This window comes from Porphyromonas gingivalis ATCC 33277 (assembly GCF_000010505.1).
Lineage (GTDB): Bacteria > Bacteroidota > Bacteroidia > Bacteroidales > Porphyromonadaceae > Porphyromonas > Porphyromonas gingivalis.
The window spans coordinates 1311004-1334016 of record NC_010729.1 but is presented as its reverse complement, the minus strand read 5'-3'; the positions used below and the strand labels follow the sequence as shown (position 1 = coordinate 1334016).

At 47.8% G+C, this 23013-nt stretch carries 21 protein-coding genes and 2 tRNA genes; 13 read left to right on the top strand and 10 right to left on the bottom strand.

Annotated elements, in window-relative coordinates; genetic code table 11:
- Nucleotides 1-106: 106 nt before the first annotated feature.
- From PGN_RS05760 to PGN_RS05735, 6 genes are all read left to right on the top strand, one after another.
- Entirely contained in the window at nt 107-1567 is a 1461-nt protein-coding gene (locus PGN_RS05760) for a sodium:solute symporter (protein ID WP_012458097.1), read from the top strand.
- Nucleotides 1564-2415, top strand: a complete 852-nt coding sequence (locus PGN_RS05755; protein WP_012458096.1) for a BadF/BadG/BcrA/BcrD ATPase family protein — start codon at nt 1564-1566, stop codon at nt 2413-2415. The genes PGN_RS05760 and PGN_RS05755 overlap by 4 nt, the downstream gene beginning before the upstream one ends.
- Nucleotides 2408-3232, top strand: coding sequence for an N-acetylmuramic acid 6-phosphate etherase (gene murQ, locus PGN_RS05750; RefSeq protein WP_012458095.1), 825 nt, complete (start codon nt 2408-2410; stop codon nt 3230-3232). The genes PGN_RS05755 and murQ overlap by 8 nt, the downstream gene beginning before the upstream one ends.
- A 94-nt stretch (nt 3233-3326) precedes the next feature.
- Nucleotides 3327-3400, top strand: a tRNA-Arg gene (locus PGN_RS05745).
- Between the two features lie 35 nt (nt 3401-3435).
- Nucleotides 3436-3509 (top strand) — tRNA-Arg (locus PGN_RS05740).
- A gap of 60 nt (nt 3510-3569) precedes the next feature.
- Nucleotides 3570-4793 (top strand): class I SAM-dependent methyltransferase, encoded by a 1224-nt coding sequence (locus PGN_RS05735; RefSeq protein ID WP_012458094.1) that lies wholly within the window; start codon nt 3570-3572, stop codon nt 4791-4793.
- A gap of 307 nt (nt 4794-5100) precedes the next feature.
- On the opposite strand, the gene PGN_RS05730 is transcribed toward PGN_RS05735, so the two are convergent.
- The 3 genes from PGN_RS05730 to PGN_RS05720 form a co-directional block, all read right to left on the bottom strand.
- Nucleotides 5101-7572, bottom strand: coding sequence for a bifunctional UDP-N-acetylmuramoyl-tripeptide:D-alanyl-D-alanine ligase/alanine racemase (locus tag PGN_RS05730; protein WP_012458093.1), 2472 nt, complete (start codon nt 7570-7572; stop codon nt 5101-5103).
- Nucleotides 7573-7607: 35 nt separating this feature from the next.
- The gene (locus PGN_RS05725) at nt 7608-8594 is read right to left on the bottom strand and encodes a GSCFA domain-containing protein (RefSeq protein ID WP_039417156.1); all 987 of its coding nucleotides are present in this window, start codon (nt 8592-8594) and stop codon (nt 7608-7610) included.
- Between the two features lie 257 nt (nt 8595-8851).
- Nucleotides 8852-9337 (bottom strand): histidinol phosphate phosphatase, encoded by a 486-nt coding sequence (locus tag PGN_RS05720; protein WP_012458091.1) that lies wholly within the window; start codon nt 9335-9337, stop codon nt 8852-8854.
- A 110-nt stretch (nt 9338-9447) separates the two neighbouring features.
- Between PGN_RS05720 and PGN_RS05715 the strand changes: the two genes are divergently transcribed.
- Complete coding sequence (locus PGN_RS05715) at nt 9448-10533, top strand: IS5-like element ISPg8 family transposase (RefSeq protein ID WP_012457613.1); 1086 nt, start codon at nt 9448-9450, stop codon at nt 10531-10533.
- Nucleotides 10534-10972: 439 nt separating this feature from the next.
- Here the strand turns inward: PGN_RS05715 and rlmD are convergent, their stop codons facing one another.
- The 5 genes from rlmD to PGN_RS11925 all read right to left on the bottom strand — a co-directional run bounded on the left by rlmD (nt 10973) and on the right by PGN_RS11925 (nt 15876).
- On the bottom strand, nt 10973-12409 hold the full coding sequence (gene rlmD, locus PGN_RS05710; RefSeq protein ID WP_012458090.1) for a 23S rRNA (uracil(1939)-C(5))-methyltransferase RlmD: 1437 nt from the start codon (nt 12407-12409) through the stop codon (nt 10973-10975).
- 44 nt (nt 12410-12453) lie between these two features.
- Nucleotides 12454-13842 carry a phosphoglucosamine mutase gene (gene glmM / locus PGN_RS05705; RefSeq protein ID WP_012458089.1) on the bottom strand — a complete coding sequence of 463 codons (1389 nt, stop codon included), beginning with the start codon at nt 13840-13842 and terminating at the stop codon, nt 12454-12456.
- A gap of 53 nt (nt 13843-13895) precedes the next feature.
- The gene (locus PGN_RS05700) at nt 13896-14492 is read right to left on the bottom strand and encodes a DUF4827 domain-containing protein (RefSeq protein ID WP_023847471.1); all 597 of its coding nucleotides are present in this window, start codon (nt 14490-14492) and stop codon (nt 13896-13898) included.
- Between the two features lie 92 nt (nt 14493-14584).
- Nucleotides 14585-15628 (bottom strand): DHH family phosphoesterase, encoded by a 1044-nt coding sequence (locus PGN_RS05695; protein WP_012458087.1) that lies wholly within the window; start codon nt 15626-15628, stop codon nt 14585-14587.
- A 68-nt stretch (nt 15629-15696) separates the two neighbouring features.
- The gene (locus PGN_RS11925) at nt 15697-15876 is read right to left on the bottom strand and encodes a DUF1661 domain-containing protein (RefSeq protein WP_230846991.1); all 180 of its coding nucleotides are present in this window, start codon (nt 15874-15876) and stop codon (nt 15697-15699) included.
- On the opposite strand from PGN_RS11925, the gene PGN_RS11245 reads away from it, so the two are divergent.
- The 3 genes from PGN_RS11245 (at nt 15845) to PGN_RS05685 (ending at nt 17805) form a co-directional block, all read left to right on the top strand.
- Nucleotides 15845-16054 carry a DUF1661 domain-containing protein gene (locus tag PGN_RS11245; RefSeq protein ID WP_099779305.1) on the top strand — a complete coding sequence of 70 codons (210 nt, stop codon included), beginning with the start codon at nt 15845-15847 and terminating at the stop codon, nt 16052-16054. The two genes, PGN_RS11925 and PGN_RS11245, sit on opposite strands and share 32 nt — an antisense overlap.
- A gap of 333 nt (nt 16055-16387) precedes the next feature.
- A complete protein-coding gene (locus tag PGN_RS05690) occupies nt 16388-17125 on the top strand; it encodes a response regulator transcription factor (protein ID WP_004584437.1) in 738 nt (245 codons plus the stop codon).
- A gap of 116 nt (nt 17126-17241) precedes the next feature.
- Complete coding sequence (locus PGN_RS05685) at nt 17242-17805, top strand: GNAT family N-acetyltransferase (RefSeq protein ID WP_004584438.1); 564 nt, start codon at nt 17242-17244, stop codon at nt 17803-17805.
- Between the two features lie 51 nt (nt 17806-17856).
- Here PGN_RS05685 and PGN_RS05680 read toward each other — a convergent pair whose 3' ends face one another.
- Nucleotides 17857-18792: a TIGR01212 family radical SAM protein gene (locus PGN_RS05680; protein WP_039417160.1), complete on the bottom strand. Its 936-nt coding sequence runs from the start codon at nt 18790-18792 to the stop codon at nt 17857-17859.
- A 353-nt stretch (nt 18793-19145) separates the two neighbouring features.
- Complete coding sequence (locus tag PGN_RS05675) at nt 19146-19394, bottom strand: hypothetical protein (protein WP_005873682.1); 249 nt, start codon at nt 19392-19394, stop codon at nt 19146-19148.
- Nucleotides 19395-19661: 267 nt separating this feature from the next.
- On the opposite strand from PGN_RS05675, the gene PGN_RS05670 reads away from it, so the two are divergent.
- The 3 genes from PGN_RS05670 (at nt 19662) to pta (ending at nt 22973) form a co-directional block, all read left to right on the top strand.
- The gene (locus PGN_RS05670) at nt 19662-20765 is read left to right on the top strand and encodes a TlpA disulfide reductase family protein (RefSeq protein WP_012458085.1); all 1104 of its coding nucleotides are present in this window, start codon (nt 19662-19664) and stop codon (nt 20763-20765) included.
- A 140-nt stretch (nt 20766-20905) separates the two neighbouring features.
- Nucleotides 20906-21754 (top strand): DUF3108 domain-containing protein, encoded by an 849-nt coding sequence (locus PGN_RS05665; RefSeq protein ID WP_012458084.1) that lies wholly within the window; start codon nt 20906-20908, stop codon nt 21752-21754.
- A 208-nt stretch (nt 21755-21962) separates the two neighbouring features.
- Nucleotides 21963-22973, top strand: a complete 1011-nt coding sequence (pta, locus tag PGN_RS05660) for a phosphate acetyltransferase (RefSeq protein WP_004584444.1) — start codon at nt 21963-21965, stop codon at nt 22971-22973.
- The last annotated feature ends 40 nt before the right edge of the window (nt 22974-23013 follow it).

The window sequence follows — 23013 nt, the reverse complement described above, 5'->3', positions numbered from 1 at the left end:
TTGATCAATTGATGAATAGACATAATAATATATGGTGCTTGCCGTATTTCCGTAGCTTTGCAGAGAGTTTAAGAAAATACTGTTCCTAACGTCTCAATGATTTGATATGAGTCCTCTCGTAGCTATTCTGACCGTTATCGTCTATTTCGTCTTCCTTTTCGGTATTTCCTTTGTCACGGGCCGCAAAGCGGATAATGCCGGCTTCTTTGTGGGCAATCGCAAATCCCCGTGGTACATGGTGGCTTTTGCCATGATCGGCTCCGGTATATCGGGAGTAACCTTCGTATCCGTGCCGGGCATGGTGGCCGGCAGCGGATTCTCCTACCTGCAGATGGTACTGGGCTTTGTGACCGGACAACTGATTATTGCCTTCGTACTGATCCCTCTCTTCTACCGGATGAATCTGATGTCCATTTACGGCTACTTGCAAGAGCGGTTCGGATTCTCGTCCTACAAGACGGGGGCATGGTTTTTCTTCATCTCCAAGATGCTCGGTGCGGCTGTCCGGCTTTTTCTCGTATGCCTGACGCTCCAACTGATCGTATTCGAACCGTTCGGATGGCCTTTTATGGCCAATGTGTGCCTGACGATGCTCTTCGTCTGGCTATATACGTTCAAGGGCGGAGTGAAATCGCTGATCTGGACCGATTCGTTCAAGACCCTCTGCCTCATCGTCTCGGTCGTACTCTGCATCGCCTATATTTCCGCCGACTTGGGCGACAAATGGGGAGGGGTGGCCGACCTTATCGGCGGGAGCGACTACTCCCGTATGTTTTTCTTCGATGACGTGAACGACAAACGCTATTTCTTCAAGCAGTTTCTGGCAGGCGTATTCACCGTAATAGCTATGACGGGGTTGGATCAGGACATGATGCAGCGCAATCTGAGCTGCAAGAACTACCGCGATTCGCAGAAGAATGTCCTCACCGGCGGCGTGATGCAATTCTTCATCATAGCACTCTTCCTCATGCTCGGTACCCTGCTCTATACCTATGCCGACAGCCACGGCATCCCGCATCCGTCCAAAAGCGATGAGCTATTCCCTCTCTTGGCCACGGGCAGCTATTTTCCGCCTGTTGTAGGCATCCTGTTTATATTGGGACTGGTGTCGTCGGCTTTCTCTGCAGCCGGTTCGGCCCTGACGGCTCTGACTACTTCGTTCACGCTGGACATCCTCCAAGCACACAGCCACCGAAGCGAAGAGCAATCGGCTCGTATACGCCATCGCGTGCACATCGGCATGGCTGTCGTCATGGGGCTGGTCATATACTTCTTTAATATGGTAAGCAACACGAGCGTCATCGATGCCGTCTACGTACTGGCCAGTTACACTTATGGGCCGATATTGGGACTGTTTTTCTTCGGCATCGCCACCAAAAGGGCAGTACGGGACAGATACGTCCCTCTGGCAGCCCTTGTCGCTCCGGTGCTCTGCTACATTCTCCAGAGCCATTCGGAGCAATGGTTCGGCGGCTATAAATTCAGTTACGAACTCCTCATCTTCAATGCCTTCTTTACCGCCATAGGTCTGGCATTGTTGAGCCGGAAAAAAGAAATACGATCATGATTCTGATTGGAGACAGCGGTTCCACCAAGACGGATTGGTGCATAGCCGCCGAAGGAAAAGACCTCGGACGATTCCAAATGTCAGGTATCAATCCCTTTCAGCAGGATAGGAACGAAATAGACACTGCCCTGCGTTCGGAAGTCCTGCCGACCATAGGCCAAAAAGCCTCCTCTATCCGAGCTGTATATTTCTACGGTGCAGGGTGTACACCGGCCAAAGCCCCTATGCTATATGAAGCCTTGGACAGTATGCTGCCCCACTGTGACCACATCGAAGTCGCCGGCGATATGCTCGGTGCAGCCCGTGCTCTCTGTGGCGATTCCGAGGGGATAGCCTGCATATTGGGTACGGGCTCCAATTCCTGTCTGTTCGATGGTCGGGAGATCAAAGCCAACGTTTCCCCACTGGGCTATATCCTCGGAGATGAAGGGAGCGGAGCCGTATTGGGACGACTGTTCATCGGCAGCCTTCTCAAGGGGCAGATGCCGGAGGGGCTGTGCGAAGCTTTCCTGCAGGAGTATGGCCTGACGTCTGCCGATATTATCGAGAGTGTCTATCGAAAGCCTTTCCCCAATCGCTTCTTGGCCGGATTCTCCCCTTTCATTTTGCAGCATATGGACATTCCGGCTGTATATAGCCTTGTACAGAATAGTTTCGACGACTTTCTTGTGCGCAACGTGCTCCGATACAATCGTCCTGATCTCCCCCTCCACTTCATCGGCTCTGTAGCCTTTCATTATCGGGAAGTGTTGAGTAGCATCATCAAAAAAAGAGGCTTAACGCTCGGATCGGTACTGCAAAGTCCGATGGAGGGACTTATACAATATCACTGCAACGATCATGTTTGAAAAGATTACCGAACAGCCTTCCCTGTACGACCGACTGGAAGAAAAGTCGACCAGAGAGATCCTCGAAGACATCAACCGCGAGGACAGGAAAGTGGCCGAAGCCGTCAGCCGGACTATTCCGATGATCGAACGACTGGTCGAACAAATCGTACCACGCATGGAGCAGGGTGGGCGACTCTTCTACATGGGAGCCGGCACCAGCGGCCGCTTGGGCGTCTTGGATGCTTCGGAGATCCCTCCCACATTCGGTATGCCCCCCACATTCGTCATCGGGCTGATCGCCGGAGGGGATCGTGCCCTGCGTAATCCGGTAGAGAAAGCGGAAGACAACACCGAGCGCGGCTGGGAAGAACTTTTGAGCCACGGAGTGAACTCCTCCGATACGGTCATCGGTATAGCGGCATCGGGGACTACACCCTATGTGATCGGAGCCTTGCGAGAAGCGCGCAGACATGGAATCCTGACGGGATGTATCTGTAGCAATATCGGATCTCCGCTGGCTGCCGAAGCGGATTATCCCATTGAAGTGATAGTAGGCCCGGAATACGTGACGGGTAGCTCACGGATGAAATCCGGTACGGCGCAGAAAATGATCCTGAATATGATCAGCACTTCCATAATGATTCGTCTCGGGCGGGTAAAGGGCAATCGCATGGTCAATATGCAACTCAGCAACAACAAGCTGATCGATCGGGGCACGCGCATGCTGATGAGTGAGTTCGACCTCTCCTACGAAGATGCCCGCACCCTCCTCCTTCGCCATGGATCTGTCCGTATCGCCTCCGAAAGCATGAAGCAAAAGCCTCCCAAGAAATAGAAACTTACACCGGCAAAAAGGGAAAAAACCGTTCGGGATGTTGCATCTATTGATAAAACCACTATATTTGCACCCGAAACAAAGAAAAAAGAACGGCCGCGTAGCTCAACTGAATAGAGTAGCTGACTACGGATCAGCCGGTTACAGGTTTGAATCCTGTCGCGGTCACTTTTTCTCCTTCTATTGTTTCAGGCTTTTGCGATGGCCGCGTAGCTCAACTGAATAGAGTAGCTGACTACGGATCAGCCGGTTACAGGTTTGAATCCTGTCGCGGTCACATAGTCTCTGAGGGAATCCATTCGAAGGGTTCCCTCTTTCAGTATATTACGTACGGACGATGCTATTCGACGAAAAAGAGATTCTCGCCATTACGCGATGGGCTAAGCTCTATGCCAATCAATCACCCGACAGAATTCTGTTGGGGAGCAATGATATTCCTCCGGAGTACCGGGCTGCAGTGGCTACCCAGATAGAACTTTGGCCTCGTCTGAGGAACAAGCTGCCTCAATGGCCCGGTATCAGTTCTCTGTATATTCCTTCACGGCTCTCTTTGGAGCAATCCTCCGGAGCTGTCACGAGTTCGTACAAAAGCCGTTTCATAAGAGAAGGGACTAAAGTGGTGGATCTGACCGGCGGACTCGGCATCGATTTCATAGCCTTGATGTCCAAAGCATCCCAAGGCATATATATCGAGCGAAATGATGAAACGGCTGTTGCAGCACGGCACAACATACCGCTATTACTCAACGAAGGGAAAGATCTAAATATCCTAACAGGGGATTTCAAAGAGTATTTACCGCTGATAAAGACTTTTCACTCCGACTATATCTACGTGGATCCCGCCAGAAGGTCAGGAGCGGATAAGCGCGTCTATGCCATAGCCGACTGCGAGCCGGATCTCATCCCATTGGCTGCCGAATTGCTGCCGTTCTGTAGCAGTATCTTGGCCAAACTGTCTCCTATGATCGACCTGTGGGACACGCTTCAGTCTCTTCCGCACGTACAAGAGCTGCATGTAGTGGCCGCCCACGGAGAGGTAAAAGAATTATTGGTCAGAATGTCCTTAAACGAAGCTACTATTCCTCCCGAAAAAGTACCGATCCATGCAGTCAATCTTCTTTCGGAAGATACCGTAATACCTTTCATCTTTACAATGGAAGAAGAGAGAAGCATCTCGGTTCCGTATGCCGATTCGATCGACAAGTACGTATATGAGCCGCATACCGCGTTGTTCAAAGCAGGGGCCTTCAAGACCGTAGCCTACCGCCTTGGTTTACGTAAACTGCATCCCAACAGCCATCTATACACGTCGGAAGCATATGAATCAGCTTTCCCCGGGCGTACCTTTGTTCTGGAAGAAATTATTCCTTTTTCCACTTCCGTACTCAAACAGCTTGGTAAGGTAGTGCCACGGGCTTCCATCAGCTGTCGCAACTTTCCTCTTTCTCCGATCGAGCTGAGGCAGCGCAGCAAGATGGCAGACGGTGGGGAAAAGACACTGATGGGTACGACAATGGCAGATGGAAAAAAGGTGTTGTTATTACTTCGTAAGGCAGAGTAATTTATCCCCTGAACAAAACATAAGAAATGGGGCGTTCTTCACAGATAAACAAAATCCTTAATAAAACGGGATTGCTTATATAAGCAATCCCGCGCGCACCCATTACAAATAAAAACACTATTGAGGAATAAGTAAAGATATTTTCCTAAAACAGCATCTCTGTTTTTATCTATCGCAAAGGTAAGAGGTATTTAAAGAGATTCTCTACGAGTTCCTCTGTATTTTTCTACGTATATATACGTAGAAATATTCATCTTCATACTATATTATCACAGAGTAAAGGAGTGGAAAATAAAAAAGATGTATACTACTCTTGGAAATAAACTCTGCGAACACGAGGCGAGATACCCGTGAGCACCTCATAGGGGATAGTATTCATCTTATGGGCAACTTCTTCGATCGGGAGTTCTTCTCCGAATACAACGACAGGGTCTCCCTCTTCTGCCGGCATACCGGTAACATCTATCATACAGATATCCATACAGACATTCCCTACTATAGGACAGCGATGTCCACGCACAAGTACTTCTCCTACTCCACAACTCAAACGTCTATCCAAGCCATCGGCATAACCGATAGGTATAATAGCTATTCGAGATGGTTGTTGTACCCGTCCTTTACGTCCATATCCGACCGTATCGCTCGAAGAAATATCCTTGATCTGCAAAATTGTAGTCATCAGGGTGGCTACCGGTCTCAATCCTTGTACGCCGGATGCCGTTACTCCATACAAGCCGATGCCAAGACGAATCATGTCGGCATGGTAGTCGGCAAAACGCTCTACCCCTGCCGTATTCAATACATGACGGAGAGGTATATAGCCTAATAAAGAGGAGAGAGAGGCGAAAGCAGCATCGAAAGACAGCAGTTGAGATCGCGTAAAATCATCCAAATCAGGATCGTCGGCACCTGCAAGATGAGTAAATACAGAGCGAATGCTCAGTCCGGCATCTTTGGCAAGAATCTCACCGAGTCGTGTCATATCAGACGGTAAAAAACCAAGCCGGTGCATTCCCGTGTCGATTTTGATATGAACAGGATAGCCCACGAGGCCGTTGCGTACGACCGTTTCCGAAAAAGAAGCGAGAAGGGCAAAGCTATAAATCTCAGGCTCTAATCCGTAGTCTATGAGTGTCTGAAAGGCATTCCTTTGGGGGTTCATGACCACGATAGGCATACTGATACCTCGCTCTCTTAGTTCTTTGCCTTCGTCCGCTACGGCTACAGCTATATAATCCACACGATGCTCCTGCAGGGTTTTGACAAGTTCGTAAGAGCCTACGCCATAGCCCTGAGCCTTGACCATGCAGATGGTTTTGGTGCCTGATGGAACTAAATTCCGATAGAAATTAAGATTGTGGATGATAGCTGACAGATTGATCCTTAGCGCAGTTTCGTGCACCTGTTGTACAAGTCGCTCCGTAATCTGTTCGAAGCGATACTTGCGTGCACCTTTGAGCAGAATACAGCTGTTGGAGAAGCGCTCTATCTCACCGGATGTCAAGAATGCAGCAACATCTTTGAAAAAAACGGCAGACATGCCGGCAAAACAAGTGCGATGCGAGGCTATTTCCTCTCCGATGCCGACGAAAAAGTCAAGAGCATAGACTTGTAATTGTCCTGCCACATGTCTGTACAATTCTTCGGGAGGCATTCCGCTTTGCAAGATGTCGGACAGTATCAACACTTTCTTTAGGCATGTTTCGGCAGTACGTCTTCGTTGGAAATCCAAGGCCAGCGTAAGCGAATAGACATCATTACTGTAAACGTCATTGATGATCGTATTGCCATGATCTCCGGCCTTAACCTCCATTCGCATTTCTACAGGCTCTAAACTCGCAAACCGCTTTCGAGCAGATAAGACCTCCGGACACAGTACAGAAATCAGCGTGATGCAATGGATGATATCTTCTATGGAAGCAGCATCTGTGAATGGTAGCACAAGAGAATAATCTTTGCCGAGACACCGAAAATCAATCTCGGTGCGATTATCTTTCGATTCCAATCTGCACACATACAAATGAGCTTCGGGCTTCGTCCGGCTCCATGAAACTCCGGCTCTTGCCAAACCGCAGAAAGAGATAGCAGCAGCTATCTCTTCGCAGTCGCCGTTATAGACAATAGTATGACAATGGGGGAACAAGCGAAGCTTTTCCTCCAGTTTCGTTTTTATATCCGGGAAATTCTCCTGATGAGCACCTCCTATATTCGTAATGATACCATACGAGGGGCATATTATGCTCTCCAAACGTTCCATTTCCCCCATTTGCGATATGCCGGCTTCAAATATACCGAGAGTGTGTTCCTCCGCCATTTGCCATACGGAAAGAGGTACTCCGATCTGCGAGTTATAGCTTCGGGGCGAGCGGACAATGCGATAGTCCTTGCGCAATAACTGATAAAGGAACTCTTTGACGATTGTCTTGCCATTGCTTCCGGTAATTCCTATCACAGGAATATCGAACATAGAACGCCTTAGTGCGGCTATCCGTTGTAGAGCGTCCAACGGATGAGCCACGCGCATCCAATTCGCTTGCGGCATTTTCTCCATCAAATCTTTGGAGGGATCCGAAATGACAAAACTCCTTACTCCTTTATCATATAGATCTCGAATATACAAATGGCCATCGCCCGATGTGGTGCGTAAGGCGAAGAAGAGAGTAGTAGCAGGTTCGGACAGCGTACGGCTATCGGTAAGCAAATGGACGATCCGGTGATCGCTAACGATTCTTACCGCATCAGGGGATAAACGTCTGCATAGTTCGGAGAAAAGAAACATGGTCGAAAATATTCTATCAAAGTGACTTTGGAATACTAAGATTCCACCATTTCGCCCGCAATATCGTCTAAAACTAAATCCGGATACTTACGCAGCAATGCACTGACGAGTGTCTGCGTTTGCGCTTCAAAGAGCATAGCATCAGGGCTGTCAGGATGTAAAGGCCTGTGTGCCATGCGGCGTCGGAGTTTGAGACAGGCATCCATAGCCTCTCGATGATCCTTTTCCACGAAAATATCGGCAAAGCGTTCGCGTATGATCGAAACAGCCAAAGAGGATGGATGAGTCATATCGTCTGCATAGTAGCGATAGTCACGCAGTTCGTCCATCATTATCTCATAGGCAGGGAAATAATAAAGATGTTCGGGGAAACGCTCTGTCAATGCCTTACAGAAAAGGACAAGAGTGGCTTTGCTTTGCTGATTTCCTACAGCTCCATCGCGAAGATGACGTACGGGGCTGACCGTAAGAATGATTTTACGATCGGGAGAAGAACTCAGCAGTCGCTCTATGAGAGGGATCCAGACGGCCAGTAAGTCGTCAATGCCGACCATCTGCCTGCGAAAGAGGCGTTCGGGCAGTTTATGACAATTAGCCACTACCTTATTGGCACTGACATAGTTGTAGACGAAGGCCGTCCCCCACGTAAAGAAAAGCCTGTCGGAACGAAGCAAAGCCTCGTGACCGGCATGTAGGCTGTCATTGAGATGCTGCAGGGTTTCTTCTTTTTTTGCATGAGAAAAAGCTCCGTGATGATCGAAACTATGAAATAAACCGTCGTATTCGAACAACTCTTCTGCCTGATAAGGTACAGGATCGAGCAATCGGCCGATACATCCGGCAATAGACAGGGGATTGTACATGATCCCAAAAGGATTGATCTCTGTGCGAAATCCGGCTTGACGCATATAGGAACCAACTTCCAAACTGAAACAGGAACCAACGAAAAAGAGCTTATTGGCATAAGAGATCAACCTCTCTCTTATTACCGGATTCTCAACGGGGGTAGTTAGCTGTATCATCGTCCTACAACCTTGTTTCTGCACAAAAGAACAAAAAAGAGAGCAATTAAAGCCGGATTGGTCATAGGTTCCATTTTCCGATGAGCGATGTGGGGCAAAATGCAACATACGCCATTTCATATCGGACTGGTTTATGCGCCAAAATTCCCGCGACACTTTTCAGAGAAAACACCTTTAGTACTAGTAGTTTTTTCTCGATCTTTAATAACAGAGAAGGCGCGGGGCCTTCTCTGCTAATGAATTTGAGCGATGACGGATTACAAACCGCCACTACCACCGCCCTGTTCGGGAGCGGAGGGCGTGGAACCGCCCGTGTCGGAGGGAGGATTTTCTGTGTTTTCCTTCTTAGGCTTGATCTGCTCGAAGGTGACATTCATGAGGGTGAAGTACTTCTTCGAGGGCGTGAGACGGACTGCCGGTGCGAGGATGTGCTCTTGAGCACGGAATTTCTCGTTTAGCGGCACTGCTTTGCTCTTGAAGGTAGGGCTGAGAGTGCCGAGGTCTCCGAACTCGACGATGTCGCCTTCCGAAACGATGTCTTTGGCGATTCCGGTAGCGTAGTTCAATACTGCTGCCACTTCCTGCTCGTTGAAAGTGGTGGACTTGGCCACGCGTGCACAGAAACTGCGGAATCCGATCCGCTTGCGACCCGTCGGCACTGCGACTTGCATCTTGTGCCGCTTGCCATCCTTACCGAGAAGATTACGCTCGGTCAAAGAAAATTGTATAGACTTATCTGCCATATTATGAGACCTTTGCACGGCGATTGGTGTGTATTTTGTTTGTTAATTCATTGTATAATAGGGAGTTATTTTGTATATTTGAGCATTAAAAACAGCATAATATTCCTCCCATGGCATACCAATCCAAGAATACCGATGAGCATGTAACATTTGCAGACGCACTCCTTTCAAAGCGTTATCGCAAAGCACAAAACGACTTCCTCAATCAGGTTGACACGCTTATCGATTGGCGTCCGATCAGGACGCTGATCAACAAGAAATACACGAAGCGACAAAATGCCATCGGCGCCCCGGCTTATGACGTGATTCTCTTATTCAAGATGTTGCTTTTGGAGACATGGTACAACCTCAGTGATTGTGCTCTGGAGGAGCGCATCAATGATTCAATCACCTTTTCCCGATTCTTGGGACTGAAGATGGAAGAGGTATCTCCCGACCACAGCACCATCAGTCGATTTCGTTCGGCACTGACAGAGTTGGGTCTCATGGACAAACTATTGGCGCAGTTTAACAAACAACTTTCGCGCCATCACATTTCGGTCAGGGAAGGGGTGCTTGTGGATGCAAGCCTTGTGGAGACGCCGCATAAACCCAACGGAAGCATTACGATTGAAGTCGCAGACGACAGAGAAGACAATCGGAGCGAGGCGGAAAAAGAGGCAGAGGAGGATTATCAAAAACAGGTTGTCCGCCGGCGTAAAGGGACGGATGAAGAAGCCCGTTGGGTGTACAAACAAAAGCGTTATCACTACGGATACAAAAAGCATTGTCCGGCCAATGTTCAAGGCATTGTTCAAAAGGTGATAACGACAGCAGCGAACCGCAGTGACACGAAGGAGTTTATTCCGCTATTGCAGGGTGCAAACATACCTCAAGGCACAGCCGTCTTGGCGGACAAAGGATATGCTTGCGGGGAAAATCGTTCCTACCTGCAAACCCATCACCTTCAAGACGGCATTATGCACAAGGCACAACGCAACAGGGCATTGACCGAGGAAGAGAAGCAAGGAAACAAAGCAATCGGTCCGATACGGAGCACCATCGAACGCACCTTTGGCAGTATTCGGCGGTGGTTTCATGGCGGACGATGTCGATACCGGGGACTTGCCAAGACCCATACTCAAAACATTCTTGAAAGCATCGCCTTTAATTTATACAGAACGCCGGGGATAATTATGTCCTCATCCGTAGGATAAGGCATAACCACCCTTGAGGAGCTCGTACAAGTAGCTCCTCAAAGGGGGGATTTACAACTACTTTCACTCCTTACTGCCACCTCTTTCACTCGCTCCTTTTATGCCAAGAACTCCTCTTTACTCCACCTCCTTATTTTGCAAAGGTCTCATTATAGTAGTATGCCCCGATTGTTATCCTTGCTCGGAGGTGGGGCAAATTATCCTCCGGCAAGTTTCTTTTTGGTCCTTAGAAAAATCCACTAGTAGATCTGCCCGAAACTACTAGTGGTTTCGAGTGAAACTACTAGTAGATTTTGCTGAAACCACTAGTAGTTTTTTCTCGATCTACCCAAGGATTTGTCAGATCTCTCCATTGGGTTTTTAAGTATAAAGTCGGAAGGGTTTATAGTATCAAGTCCGTCGGCCCGATATTTCCGGGTCGGAGGACTTCACGGAGCCTCTATTCGGTATTTCGAACGAGGAGTACCACATTCTCTACGTGGTGGGTGTGGGGAAACATATCCACCGGACGGGATTTTACGGCTCGGTATCTGCCATCTGCCATCAGCAGAGCCAAATCGCGGGCTTGTGTGGCAGGATTGCAGCTGACATAGACTATCCTCTTGGGTGCAGCAAAGAGGATGGCATCGATCACACTCTCGTGCATGCCGGCTCGGGGCGGATCCGTAATGACGACGTCCGGACGTCCATGCTGTTCGATGAAGTCGTTGGTCAGGATGTCTTTCATATCTCCTGCATAGAAGAGGGTATTCTCTATTCCATTCAGTAGGCTGTTCGTGCGGGCATCCTCAATGGCTTCGGGTACGTATTCGATACCGATTACCCGATGGGCTTGTCCGGCTACGAAGTTGGCAATCGTCCCCGTGCCGGTATAGAGGTCGTAAACCAGTTCGTCCCCTGTGAGACCGGCAAATTCGCGCGCTATCCGATAGAGTTGGTAGGCCTGCCGGCTATTGGTCTGGTAGAAAGACTTAGCCCCGATCTTGAACTTCAGTCCTTCCATCTCCTCCTCAATGTATTCCCTGCCATGGTACAGGAGCACTTCCTGATCGCCTATCGTGTCGTTGCACTTGGTATTGATCACGTAGAGGAGCGAGGTGATCTGAGGGAAACGTTCCGCCACGGCCGCAAGCAGAGCTTCTCGAGCAGCAACATCGTCGCGAAAGAAGACCACGACTACCATCAGCTCTCCTGTGGATGTAGTCCGGATCATCAGCGTTCGCATCAGGCCTTCCTGATTTCTCAGGTCGAAGAAAGGATAACGCTCCGGATCCTGCATGCAATATTCGCGGATGAAGAGACGTATTTCGTCCGATACCTTAGCCCCCAAGTGGCATTCGCGAATGTCCAATACCTTGTCGAACATGCCGGGGATATGGAATCCAAGTCCGTATCGCACCTCGGGAGAGAAGTCGCCATCGACTTCCCGTACCTCTTCGGGCAGTAGCCAACGTTTGTTGCTGAATGTAAATTCGAGCTTATTGCGGTAGTACTCCGTCTGCTCCGATCCGAGGATCGGCTGCATCTCCTCCACCTCCACCTTACCCAGACGCACGAGTGCATCGGTCACCTGCTGCTCCTTGGCTCGGAGCTGTATCTCGTATGGAATATGCTGCCATTTGCATCCGCCGCAGACGGTGAAGTGCGTACAGAAAGGTCCTTTCCTGATCGGTGAGGGGCTTTCGATCGAGACGATTCGTCCCTGCATGAAGTTGCGCTTTTTCTTTACCACCTGAACCGTGCAACGGTCGCCCGGTGCAGCGAAAGGCACGAACATCACCATATCATCAATGCGGCAGAGAGCATTGCCCTCTGCCGCCAGATCCGTTATTTCCACCCCTGTAATGAGGGGAAGCTCTTTTTTCTTTCTTGCCAATGAATGATCTGTTAAGCTGTTGTCTTGATTCTGAAGGAGCCGGCTTACAATTCTCGTTCTACCTCCGAACGGAAACGATCGGCCAAGTCCTGTGCTTCCTTTTCCGTACGGGCTTCGGTGTAGATCCTGACGATCGGCTCGGTATTGCTCCTGCGCATATGTACCCAGCTGTCGGGAAAGTCGATCTTCACGCCGTCCACGGTACTGATCTGTTCGTTCTTATACCTTTCGAACATGGTCTGAAGCAGACGCTGCGTATCGGTACCTGCAGGGGTGTCCACTCGCTGCTTACTCATAAAGTATGCAGGGTATTCGGCTCGAATGCGGCTCACCGCCTCCTTGCGCTTGGCCATATGTGTGAGGAATAGGGCTATTCCCACCAATGCATCGCGTCCATAATGAAGCTCCGGAAGGATTACTCCGCCATTGCCTTCTCCTCCGATGAGGGCGCCGATTTCTTTCATCTTCGTCACCACGTTCACCTCTCCGACGGCTGCTGCTTCGTATTTTCCACCATGTCGGGCCGTTACATCGCGAAGGGCACGAGTGGAGCTGAGGTTCGATACCGTATTGCCGCCACCGTTGAGTCCCAACAGATAATCGGCTATGGCTACGAGAGTATATTCTTCTCCGAAAAACTCTCCGTTCTCATCTACGATAGCCAAGCGATCCACATCGGGATCGACCACGAAACCCACATTGGCTTTCTTCTCCTTGACTACCTTGCATATTTCGGTCAGATTCTGCGGCAAGGGTTCCGGATTGTGAGGAAACTGTCCGTCCGGTGTGCAGTATAGAGGGAAGACGTGCTCCACTCCCAAAGCAGTCAATAGAGCCGGTATCGCTATTCCGCCTACGGAATTGACACAGTCGATAGCTACCCTGAATTTGGCTGCACGGATGGCTGCCACATCGACTGACGGCAATGCCAATACGGCTTTGATATGTGCCGGTGTATAGTCCAGCGTATCTGCGATGCGCCCCATCTTCTCCACCGGAGCAAACTCGGCTTCTCCGGCTTCTGCTATCCGAAGAATCTCTTTCCCTTCTGCATCATTGAGAAATTCGCCGGAAGGGCCTAAGAGCTTCAGCGCATTCCACTGTACGGGATTGTGGCTGGCTGTGATGATGATACCGCCATCGGCGCCACAGCCCGTGACGGCCATCTCGGTAGTGGGAGTCGTGGCCAAATCTATATCGACCACATCGCATCCCATTCCCATGAGAGTGCCGAAAACGACATTCTTGACCATGAGTCCGGACGGGCGAGCATCCCTGCCGACTACGATACAGGGGCGTTTGGTTTTGGTTAACTTTTTGATGAAATGGGCATAGGCAGCTGTGAATTGGGCTATGCTGATAGGATTTAATCCCTCATCGGCCATACCGCCTATCGTGCCTCGTATGCCGGAGATTGATTTGATCAACGTCATGATATTGTGTGATGTTAGATGAATAGATTCCTAAGATTAGAGGTCGGGAGGGGTCAGTCCCGAAATACGTATTCCACTTCCTTGTAATATCCGGTCAGGCCTCGCGAATAGAGCGATTCCGGGCCGATTCGGAAAGGTACGATCAGGCGCACGCGAGCTTTATTGCCAAGCATGGTCATGGGGAAAGCGACTCCTTCGCAGACGAACATATCCAGGTTGGAACCGGTCGTACATTTGATCAGTTCGAAGTGAATATCCCCATCGTTGTACTTATATATATAGCGGAATACGCTCTCCTGAAAACCGCCTGAAGTGAGACTGTTGAAGACATAGATGGAGTCCCTCTCACGATTGAACATGAAACCTTCCATCCTGACGTTGATCTTGGTCTTGTTCAGCACGGGAGGCTCTTTCCCCTTATCCAGTACCTGCATATAAAGATCGTTGTCGAAGTGGTACATGATATCGGGATCGAATTCGCTTTGGCCCTCATGCCCTTCTTTGATGGTAAAGCCCATCCTATTGATGAAGGATTCGATGGCTTTGCGTTCGTCCTTCTTCATTTCTTTGAGCGATTTGATGTCGCTTTTCTTACAACTGCCCAATGTCAAAACAGCCATACCTATGGCCAAAACCGGCAGCAAGATCATTATTATCCTTTTCATCTTGATCAGAAATATTCTCCTCCTCTATTGCCTTTCCGTCCGGTTCCGACAGGGAAAAAGAAAGAGGTAAGAGATGATTATTGTTGGTTCTTATTATCGTAATTCTTGGGGTTGAAGTCTTTCCAAATCTTCAGCAGCTTCTCTGTAGCTTCTTGCAGACTGCCTTGGAACTCGCCGCCGGCAGCATTCTTGTGTCCGCCGCCACCGAAGTTCTCGGCAAGAGTGTTCACCGGATAGTTGCCTGTGGAGCGGAATGAGAGCTTGATCTGATTTTTGTCCTCTCGCAGGAAACATACAGCCTCTATCCCTGCAATATCGAGGGGCAGATTGGCCAGACCATCGGTATCACCCGTCCGGTTGTGGAATCGTACCAGCTCCTCTGCTGACAGCGTGAAGTATGCTACGCCCATTTCCGGCAGCAAAGTCATTTTCTCGTACAGCACATAACCCTGCATCCTCATCTTGCCTTCCGAATTTTGCTGAAAGGTATTGCGGATGATCGTGTCTTTGTCCGCACCGGCTCGCATAAGATCTGCTACGAGCAGATAAAGATCCGGATCGGAAGAGCTGTAGGAAAATACGCCCGTATCCGTCAGTATCCCTGTCATCAAAGCCGTGGCCGCATCTTGGGTCAGGCAGGACTCCATGCCTATGGCCTTGGCCAAACGCAAGACCAACTCCGAAGTAGAAGACAGGGGGGGGTAGCTGAAGCTGAGAGTGAAGATATCTGCCGGATAGAGATGATGATCGATAAGCACTTTGGGGGCTGACGAACTCTCCAATGCGCTTTGCAGTCCTGCTACCCGATGTGGAGCATTGAAATCCATGCAGAAGACCAGATCGGCTTCAGCCAATGCCTTCTCCGCCTCCGAAGGATGAGTCTCGTGCACTATTACTTTGTTTGCTCCCGGAATGCAGTACAGGTATTGGGGAATATCATCAGGTATGATTACACTGATGTGGAACTTGCCTTTTTCTCTCAGCATGGCAGCAAAACCGATACTGCTTCCTACCGAGTCGCCGTCCGGAGCCGTATGCGAGATCAGAGCGATACGCTCCGCCTCCTCTACCATTTTACGCAAAGCTGTTGCCGAAGCCGGATCGATTTTTATTCCTGCCATAACTTTTCCTCTTTAGCTTTTTCTTCGCTTTGTTTTCAGAGATTCGTACAAAGATAAGATAGAAATGCTTAAGCCCTGCAATGCACACTATATATAGATAGGTGGAACCTACCGAACGGAAAGAGGAATGGTAGCGAGAAAAGGATTGATTTCGTTTGCGACCGTTTTTTCTCGTGTTTATGGTTCCCAAAAACGTGGTTCGTAATTTTTTTTGTTTTGGTTCGGGAACTGAAAAATTTACGCGCCAAAACGAAAGTTTTTACGCGCGTGTTTTTCGAAGATCCGGTTCGACTTTTTCCGGTTTTTTGGTTTGATAATCGTCCTCTTATCCGAAACCGAAGATACATTTCGGATAAGATAACCTTAGAGCCCCACAAGGCTTTTCATCCTAAATCTATCAAACCGTTGCACTTAAGATCGGAGTGAGCAGCTGTAAATCTGCGCCCTAAGAGGAAGATTATTGACAAGAAAACATTTATTTTGCAGTCTGTTATAAAAACCTTATGAAGTCTATCCGAAAGAAAATGTTCTGAATCTGGTCTTTAAAGAGATAGACTCATCGATAGGGTAGGATATTATTGTCTTATTTCTCTTTGTACAAAACAATTAAACCTAAATATTCGTTCTTATAGAGAGCGGTTATAATAGAATTGGGACATTTGGAGGTGAATAAAGGAGCAGCGCACCAGTCCGAGAAACGGGAAGCCCTTTAGTAGCCCATTAATAATAAAAACAACTATTTTTTTAGAGGAGAAGAAGATGGAAGAAAAAACAAGAATCTTTCTCTGCGAGGACGATAGTAATATCGGACCGCTCTTGAAAGAGTTTCTCGAGACAAAAGATTATATCGTCGATCTTTCTGGTGATGGAGAAGAGGGGTATTCCAACTATGTCAAGAATTCGTATGACATCTGTATCCTTGACATTATGATGCCACGTAAGGATGGCATCGCGTTGGCACAGGAAATACGGTTGATCGATCCGGATATCCCTATTATTTTCCTTAGTGCTAAAGCTAAGAAAGAAGATATTATCGAAGGATTCAAAATCGGAGCCGACGATTATGTCACCAAACCTTTCAGTATGGAAGAGTTGGCTATGCGTATCGAAGCCGTACTGCGACGCTGTGGCGGACGTTCGAACAAGTATATGCTCTACTACCGTATCGGTAAGTACTTGTTCGATACTCAGAAACAAACCATCGCGATCGATGATCAGGTAACTCGATTGACGACCAAAGAAAACGAGCTGTTGGCCCTGCTCTGTGCCAATGCTAATGAAACCCTTGAGCGCAACTATGCCCTGAAGACGATATGGGCGGATGACAACTATTTCAATGCAAGAAGCATGGATGTTTATGTCACGAAGTTGCGTAAGCTCTTAAAAAGCGATCCTGAAATCGAGATTAAGAATATCCACGGAAAGGGCTATAAGCTGGTGACTCCGCTCAAAGAGAAAGAGAAGGAGTTATGTGAGGAGTTGATCAAAGAGGTCTGAAAAGCAACTCTTCCTCCCCTCCCAGCTGAGAACGGAATGAGGCTGTGCAGTATCCTGCTGTGCAGCCTTATCTATTCCTGATACCATATTTATTATAGAACCAAGATCTTGAAACAATGCTTCGATTTTCTGACTTAAAGTCCTTCTCCGATGCAGACCGATCGGCAGCTCTCCGGTATGTATGGGAGCTGTACACGACTTCGTTTCCTGCAGAAGAGAGACGCTCGTATGACAATTTCTTACGTGCGGTTCTTTCCGACCCATATTGCAGCCTCTTTCTGATCGGCGAACGTGATGTAGTGGAAGAGACCAAAGGTTTTATCATTAGCTGGGTCTTGTCCCCCGAATTGTCTTTTATCGAGCATTTTGCCATCGCTCCTGAATGGAGAAATCATAAAATCGGGCAGGCTTGTATTGAAATGATGACAGCATTGGCTCTATCCTCGCATTCATGTATACTGCTGGAAGCAGAGCCTCCCCTGACGGAGATTGCCCGACGACGAATAGGCTTTTATGAAAGAGCCGGATTCGAAATTATTGATGCCGACTATATACAGCCTCCGTATGAAGAGACCGGTAGGGGAGTGCCGCTGTACTTGATGGCCTATAATAAGGGGGGGATTGATACGAAGAGTGCAACGAGACTGTTGTATGGAGCAGTCTATAATTGCCCACATTAATCAGCTTTTGAGAAACACCCCGGTTCTTCCTGTAGAAATAGCAGAGGGGAATTATCCTTTCCAGTGCCGTCCCTGTCTGATATCGCGTTCTTGAATGCGACGACGGATCAGGTGTGTGAACTCGTGATTCTTCAATCCCCATTTCGGCATCAGGAGAAGTTCGGCCGGAGACTGCGATACGAAACGCTCAAGCACAATATCAGGACGCAGGCGTTCGATGAAATCAAGACACAGATCGATATATTCCTCCTCGGAGTAAAAATGAAAGTCCGAGGGACTCTCTGCATATTCTTTGGCCATAGCCGTACCGCGGATAATTTGCAGTTGATGCAATTTCAGTGTAGTGACGGGCAATGCCGATATCTTGTCCGCGTGCCTGAGTATATCTTCTCTGCTTTCCCCCGGCAGCCCGAGGATCAGATGCACACCTATCGGCAATCCGGTCTTAGCCGTTCGCTCGATAGCTGCCATACTATCCGACCAGAGGTGCCCACGATTCACTCGCCGAAGAGTGGCATCCAATGTACTCTCTACACCATATTCCACGAGAACGAATACTCTTTCCGACAAATCCTTTAAGTAGGACAAAAGAGAATCCGGCATGCAGTCCGGTCTGGTACCTATAATAATGCCTACCACATCGTAGTAGTTCAGAGCCTCTTCGTATTTACGGATGATCTCGGCTTGCTCTCCATAGGTATTGGTATAGGCTTGGAAATAGGCCAGGTATTTCGTGTGCGGGTACTTTCGGGCGAAGAACGCTATCCCGTCTCTTAGCTGTTCCGACACGGAGCGGTCTTTCATGGCGAAGGCAGGACTGAAGGTCTGATTGTTACAATAGGTACAGCCGCCCCATCCTTTCAGTCCGTCTCGGTTGGGACAGGTGAAGCCTGCATTGAGGGTAATCTTCTGTACTTTATAGTGTGGAAATACCTGCCGGAGGTAGTCGCCGAACTCTCTGTATCCTTGGTTTGTTGCTATCATCATTAGACCAAAGATAGCGGATATTTTACCCTATCGATACAGAACCATGCCGATCCATTTCCTTTTCACGGCACTCTTTGTCGAAACGAGTTGGTATAGGAGGCGAATCTCTATTTTCAGGCCGACAAATTCCAATGAAAGATATTCGCTGACACGCACGACTTCCAAGTTCACCGGACAGCAATAATTAGATACCGGATCTTTGGTCCAGAGACCAACTATTGTCCTTAGCTCCTCTTGCCTAAAAAAGAAAGGCTGCCGAAGTTTTTATACCCGGACAGCCTTGCCTATTGGAGTAACCCTATTCCGATTCGGATAATATCAGCTCCTGAAAACGAAATAAGGGAAAAAGATGTTTAGAGGAATTTTTTCAACTCTTCTTTTTGCTCTTTGGTCAGCATTTTGATCTGATCTGCTACAGATGTTACAGCGATATTGTCTTTAGCTATGCGACAGTTGGCCAAGTAAGTTTCATAGCGAGCGATCGCTGCATCGAGCTGAGCCATTTTTTCGGCCGGTTTTGCACTCTTAAAGTAAAAACCCATTGAAGCTTTTTGCTTCTTCTGTTCAGGCGTTTCAGCCCTTTTTCCACGCTTCTTTTCCATAATCTAAATTGCTAAATGAATTATTAGTTGCACAAAAGTAAATAAATTCTTTCAAAAAAGAATAGTTTATCATTACAATTTGCACTATCGTTTCAATAACCAATATCAGTAGTATATGGTTCATTAATTGATGTTCCGAAGGATGTTTTCAAAGTGCAGTGGGATGGAATCCGTTTTATTTGATTTGGTATAGCAGGTCTATGAAGATCAAAATACTTACTTTTGCGCTTAGAAATAATTCACCACTATTCAAAAAAACAATATCGTATGAAGAAGTTATTATTCGCAGCTGCAGTGCTGCTTGCAGGTCTTACCTCCTGTCAACAAAAAGGTTATACCATCACCGGTACCGTGGACAGTACGCTGAATCTCGACGGCAATATGGTTTACATCCAGCTATCTCAAGGCAACAATTTAGATAGCACGACGATCCGGAACGGAGCATTCACATTCACCGGAGAACATATCGATACGGCCAAGTTGGCTTATATCGTGACAGCTTCGCCCGAACATAACGTAGTACCGATCATCTTCATTTTGGAAGACGGCAAAATTTCTGCAAAAATCGGAGAGTATGCGGCAAAGGGCACTCCGTTGAACGAAGAAAACTTCAAGTATTCTGCCAAGATCAATGAATTGGAAAACAGCTTCAAACTCAAAATGGAAGAGATCCAGGCTGATACGGCCCGTGCTGCAGAGGAAACACAAGCCATGCTGGAAAAAGAGTATACGGCAATGTTGGGAGAGAAGAGCAAAATAACAACCGAACTATACCAATCGCACACAAACGATGCTCTCGGTGCACGTCTCTTACAGAATATTCTCTACGGAGAAGGCTCTGATTCGGATGTTATTGCAGAAGCACGCAAAAAGGCCGGTCCTATTGTTTTGGCACATCCGAATATTGTTCATTTGCTCGCTATGATTGACAATTTGGCTGATACGCAACCCGGCAAAATGGCTAAAAACTTTGCTGGAACGGATGCCGAGGGCAATGAGGTAGAACTCTTCAAATATGTGGGACAAGGCAACTATGCCGTGGTTGACTTCTGGGCTTCATGGTGCGGCCCTTGCCGTCGTGAAATTCCTTACATAGCTGAAGCTAATGCCAAGTTTGCAGAAAAAGGTCTGCAAGTAGTCGGCATAGTAGTTTGGGATAAAATGGAAGATCACCTGAAAGCAAAAGAAGCTCTCAACGTGGTATGGCCTCAGATATTCGATGCTAAGAATGTGGCTACGGATATGTATGGCATACAAGGTATTCCGCAAGTCATACTGTTCGGTCCTGACGGCACTATTATAGAGCGAGATATTCGTGGTGAAAAGCTAATCGAAAAACTCAGCGAAATCTATAATTCGAATAAAAAATAACTTTGGAGTATTTACACCCCAAAAACCACTAAACAGTCTATTCGTTCTTGAGGAGGAGGTCTGGCACAGGCTTCCTCCTTTTATTTCTACTAACCGCTTATTGCCTATATTTGAATCATTGGAAGAAATGAAAAGGAGAAATGAAAGCAAAACATAATATAAGCAAGAAACGAAATCCATTCAACTGCATAGTCATCATCCTCACGACTCTATACATCATAAGCATAACCTCTATATCATTGCAAGCTCAGCAACCCATCTCCAACGATTTCAGCAGGACCGGAGAATGCCTCAGCTATACAATCTACTATAAGTGGGGGGCACTGATGCCACGTGCCGGCGATGCTTCACTATCGTTTGAAAAACAGGATAGAGGATTCAGATCTCGTTTGCTTTTCAGAACAGCACCTTTCTTCGATGCCATCTTTAGTATGAGGGACACCCTTGACTGCAATCTCGATCACAAGATGCGTATCGTGGATGGGCAAAAGCATGTGATGGAAGGGGGAGATTACACAATGGATCTAATTCATTTTTCACGACAGGATGATCGCAATCGGATACATACGAAGCGGTTTCGCAATGGAGAATCAAGGATCGATACGGTAGAAATTACCAACCAAATATCTCTGGATATGATAGGAGCCATACTCTATCTTCGCTCGACAGACTGGTCAAAGAGTACGAAAGAGCGCATACCGGTAAGAATATTTGCAGGGAAAAAGGGGATCGACTGTTTCTTTCAATACGAAGGTTCTGAAGTACAAAAAACGAAAAAGGGTATCAACTATCATACTCATCGGGTATCCATGCTCATAAACGAATCCGAAACATTCAAGAATCCCCAAAAAGCTATTACCATATGGCTCACGAATGATGCCAATAGAATACCTGTCCGTATCAGGATGGAGCTGAGAATCGGTGCAGCCGAAGTCTATCTGAAGTCGGCAGAGGGGTTGCGTCATCCTCTTTCGTCACGCATTAGATAGAATAGCAAAAAAGGATATTAATGCAATGGGGAGAATGGAAGTACAGCCCTGCTAAAGCTATACTTCCATTTCCAAAGTATTTTGAATGTATCTCTCTTATTGCCCGTGTTTTTAACTATCTTTGCGACTGCAAATAAGGCGTTATTTCTGCTCGCCTTTCTTTTCAAGATCATCTTACAATAACTATAATAACTATAAGGTATTATCCATGGATCTCATTCAAGACGTTATCAGACGTGCTCAAGAGAACAAGCAACGGATCGTTCTGCCCGAAGGGCTGGAACCTCGTACATTGGAAGCTGCCGACCGTCTCATGGCCGACAAAGTTGTAAACATCATTCTGATCGGTAATGTCGATAGTGTGAAAGCCAAAGTGGCGGAACTCGGTTTGAAGAACTTGGACGAGGCTGTGATCATTGATCCGAATAACCATCCCAAGAAACAACAATACACTGACCTTCTGCTGCAAATTCGCCAAAAAAAGGGGCTGACACCCGAAAAGGCGGCCGAACTCGTAGAAAACCCCCTCTATCTGGGTTGTCTCATTGTAAAGAGTGGAGATGCCGATGGACTGATTGCCGGCGCACAGAATACTACCGGCGATGTACTTCGTCCGGCTCTTCAAGTCATCAAGACAGCTCCGGGCATGACTAGCGTGAGCGGTACTTTCTTACTCTTCACCAAAGCCAAAGAATATGGCAAAGACGGACTTTTGCTTGTTGCAGACTGTGCTGTTATACCCAATCCGACAGCAGATGAGTTGGCACAGATCGCTGTCGCTACGGCTCGTACGGCGAAAGCCATTGCCGATATTGAACCGCGTGTAGCTATGTTGAGCTTCTCTACGAAAGGCAGTGCAAAACATGAAATGACAGATAAGGTCGTAGAAGCTACTCGTATGGCTCAAGAAATGGCTCCTGATTTGTTGATCGATGGCGAAATGCAAGCCGATGCGGCTTTGGTAGAAAGAGTGGCAGCACTCAAAGCTCCGGGAAGCAATGTAGCAGGAAAGGCCAATGTACTTGTATTCCCGACGCTTGAAGTCGGCAACATCGCATACAAACTTGTAGAGCGTCTGGGCCATGCAGAAGCCGTAGGACCTATTCTGCAAGGAATGGCTGCACCTGTAAACGATTTGAGCCGCGGATGCTCGGTCGAAGATATATACAGGATGGTTGCCATCACGGCCAACCAAGCTATTGCAGCCAAGGAGCAATAATAAAGAAAACTAATCCTATCTAACTCTCAAAATCAACTAA

Excerpts from the sequence above, each read along its gene's own strand:
- murQ (WP_012458095.1), top strand. The coding sequence starts at position 2,408 with ATGTTTGAAAAGATTACCGAACAGCCTTCCCTGTACGACCGACTGGAA.
- PGN_RS05670 (WP_012458085.1), top strand. The coding sequence starts at position 19,662 with ATGAAGAAGTTATTATTCGCAGCTGCAGTGCTGCTTGCAGGTCTTACC.
- PGN_RS05680 (WP_039417160.1), bottom strand. The coding sequence starts at position 18,792 with ATGATGATAGCAACAAACCAAGGATACAGAGAGTTCGGCGACTACCTC.
- PGN_RS05760 (WP_012458097.1), top strand. The coding sequence starts at position 107 with ATGAGTCCTCTCGTAGCTATTCTGACCGTTATCGTCTATTTCGTCTTC.
- PGN_RS05685 (WP_004584438.1), top strand. The coding sequence starts at position 17,242 with ATGCTTCGATTTTCTGACTTAAAGTCCTTCTCCGATGCAGACCGATCG.
- PGN_RS05720 (WP_012458091.1), bottom strand. The coding sequence starts at position 9,337 with ATGGCAGATAAGTCTATACAATTTTCTTTGACCGAGCGTAATCTTCTC.
- PGN_RS05755 (WP_012458096.1), top strand. The coding sequence starts at position 1,564 with ATGATTCTGATTGGAGACAGCGGTTCCACCAAGACGGATTGGTGCATA.
- PGN_RS05675 (WP_005873682.1), bottom strand. The coding sequence starts at position 19,394 with ATGGAAAAGAAGCGTGGAAAAAGGGCTGAAACGCCTGAACAGAAGAAG.
- PGN_RS05700 (WP_023847471.1), bottom strand. The coding sequence starts at position 14,492 with ATGATCTTGCTGCCGGTTTTGGCCATAGGTATGGCTGTTTTGACATTG.
- PGN_RS05690 (WP_004584437.1), top strand. The coding sequence starts at position 16,388 with ATGGAAGAAAAAACAAGAATCTTTCTCTGCGAGGACGATAGTAATATC.
- pta (WP_004584444.1), top strand. The coding sequence starts at position 21,963 with ATGGATCTCATTCAAGACGTTATCAGACGTGCTCAAGAGAACAAGCAA.
- glmM (WP_012458089.1), bottom strand. The coding sequence starts at position 13,842 with ATGACGTTGATCAAATCAATCTCCGGCATACGAGGCACGATAGGCGGT.
- PGN_RS05725 (WP_039417156.1), bottom strand. The coding sequence starts at position 8,594 with ATGATACAGCTAACTACCCCCGTTGAGAATCCGGTAATAAGAGAGAGG.
- PGN_RS05730 (WP_012458093.1), bottom strand. The coding sequence starts at position 7,572 with ATGTTTCTTTTCTCCGAACTATGCAGACGTTTATCCCCTGATGCGGTA.
- PGN_RS05665 (WP_012458084.1), top strand. The coding sequence starts at position 20,906 with ATGAAAGCAAAACATAATATAAGCAAGAAACGAAATCCATTCAACTGC.
- PGN_RS05715 (WP_012457613.1), top strand. The coding sequence starts at position 9,448 with ATGGCATACCAATCCAAGAATACCGATGAGCATGTAACATTTGCAGAC.
- PGN_RS05735 (WP_012458094.1), top strand. The coding sequence starts at position 3,570 with ATGCTATTCGACGAAAAAGAGATTCTCGCCATTACGCGATGGGCTAAG.
- PGN_RS05695 (WP_012458087.1), bottom strand. The coding sequence starts at position 15,628 with ATGGCAGGAATAAAAATCGATCCGGCTTCGGCAACAGCTTTGCGTAAA.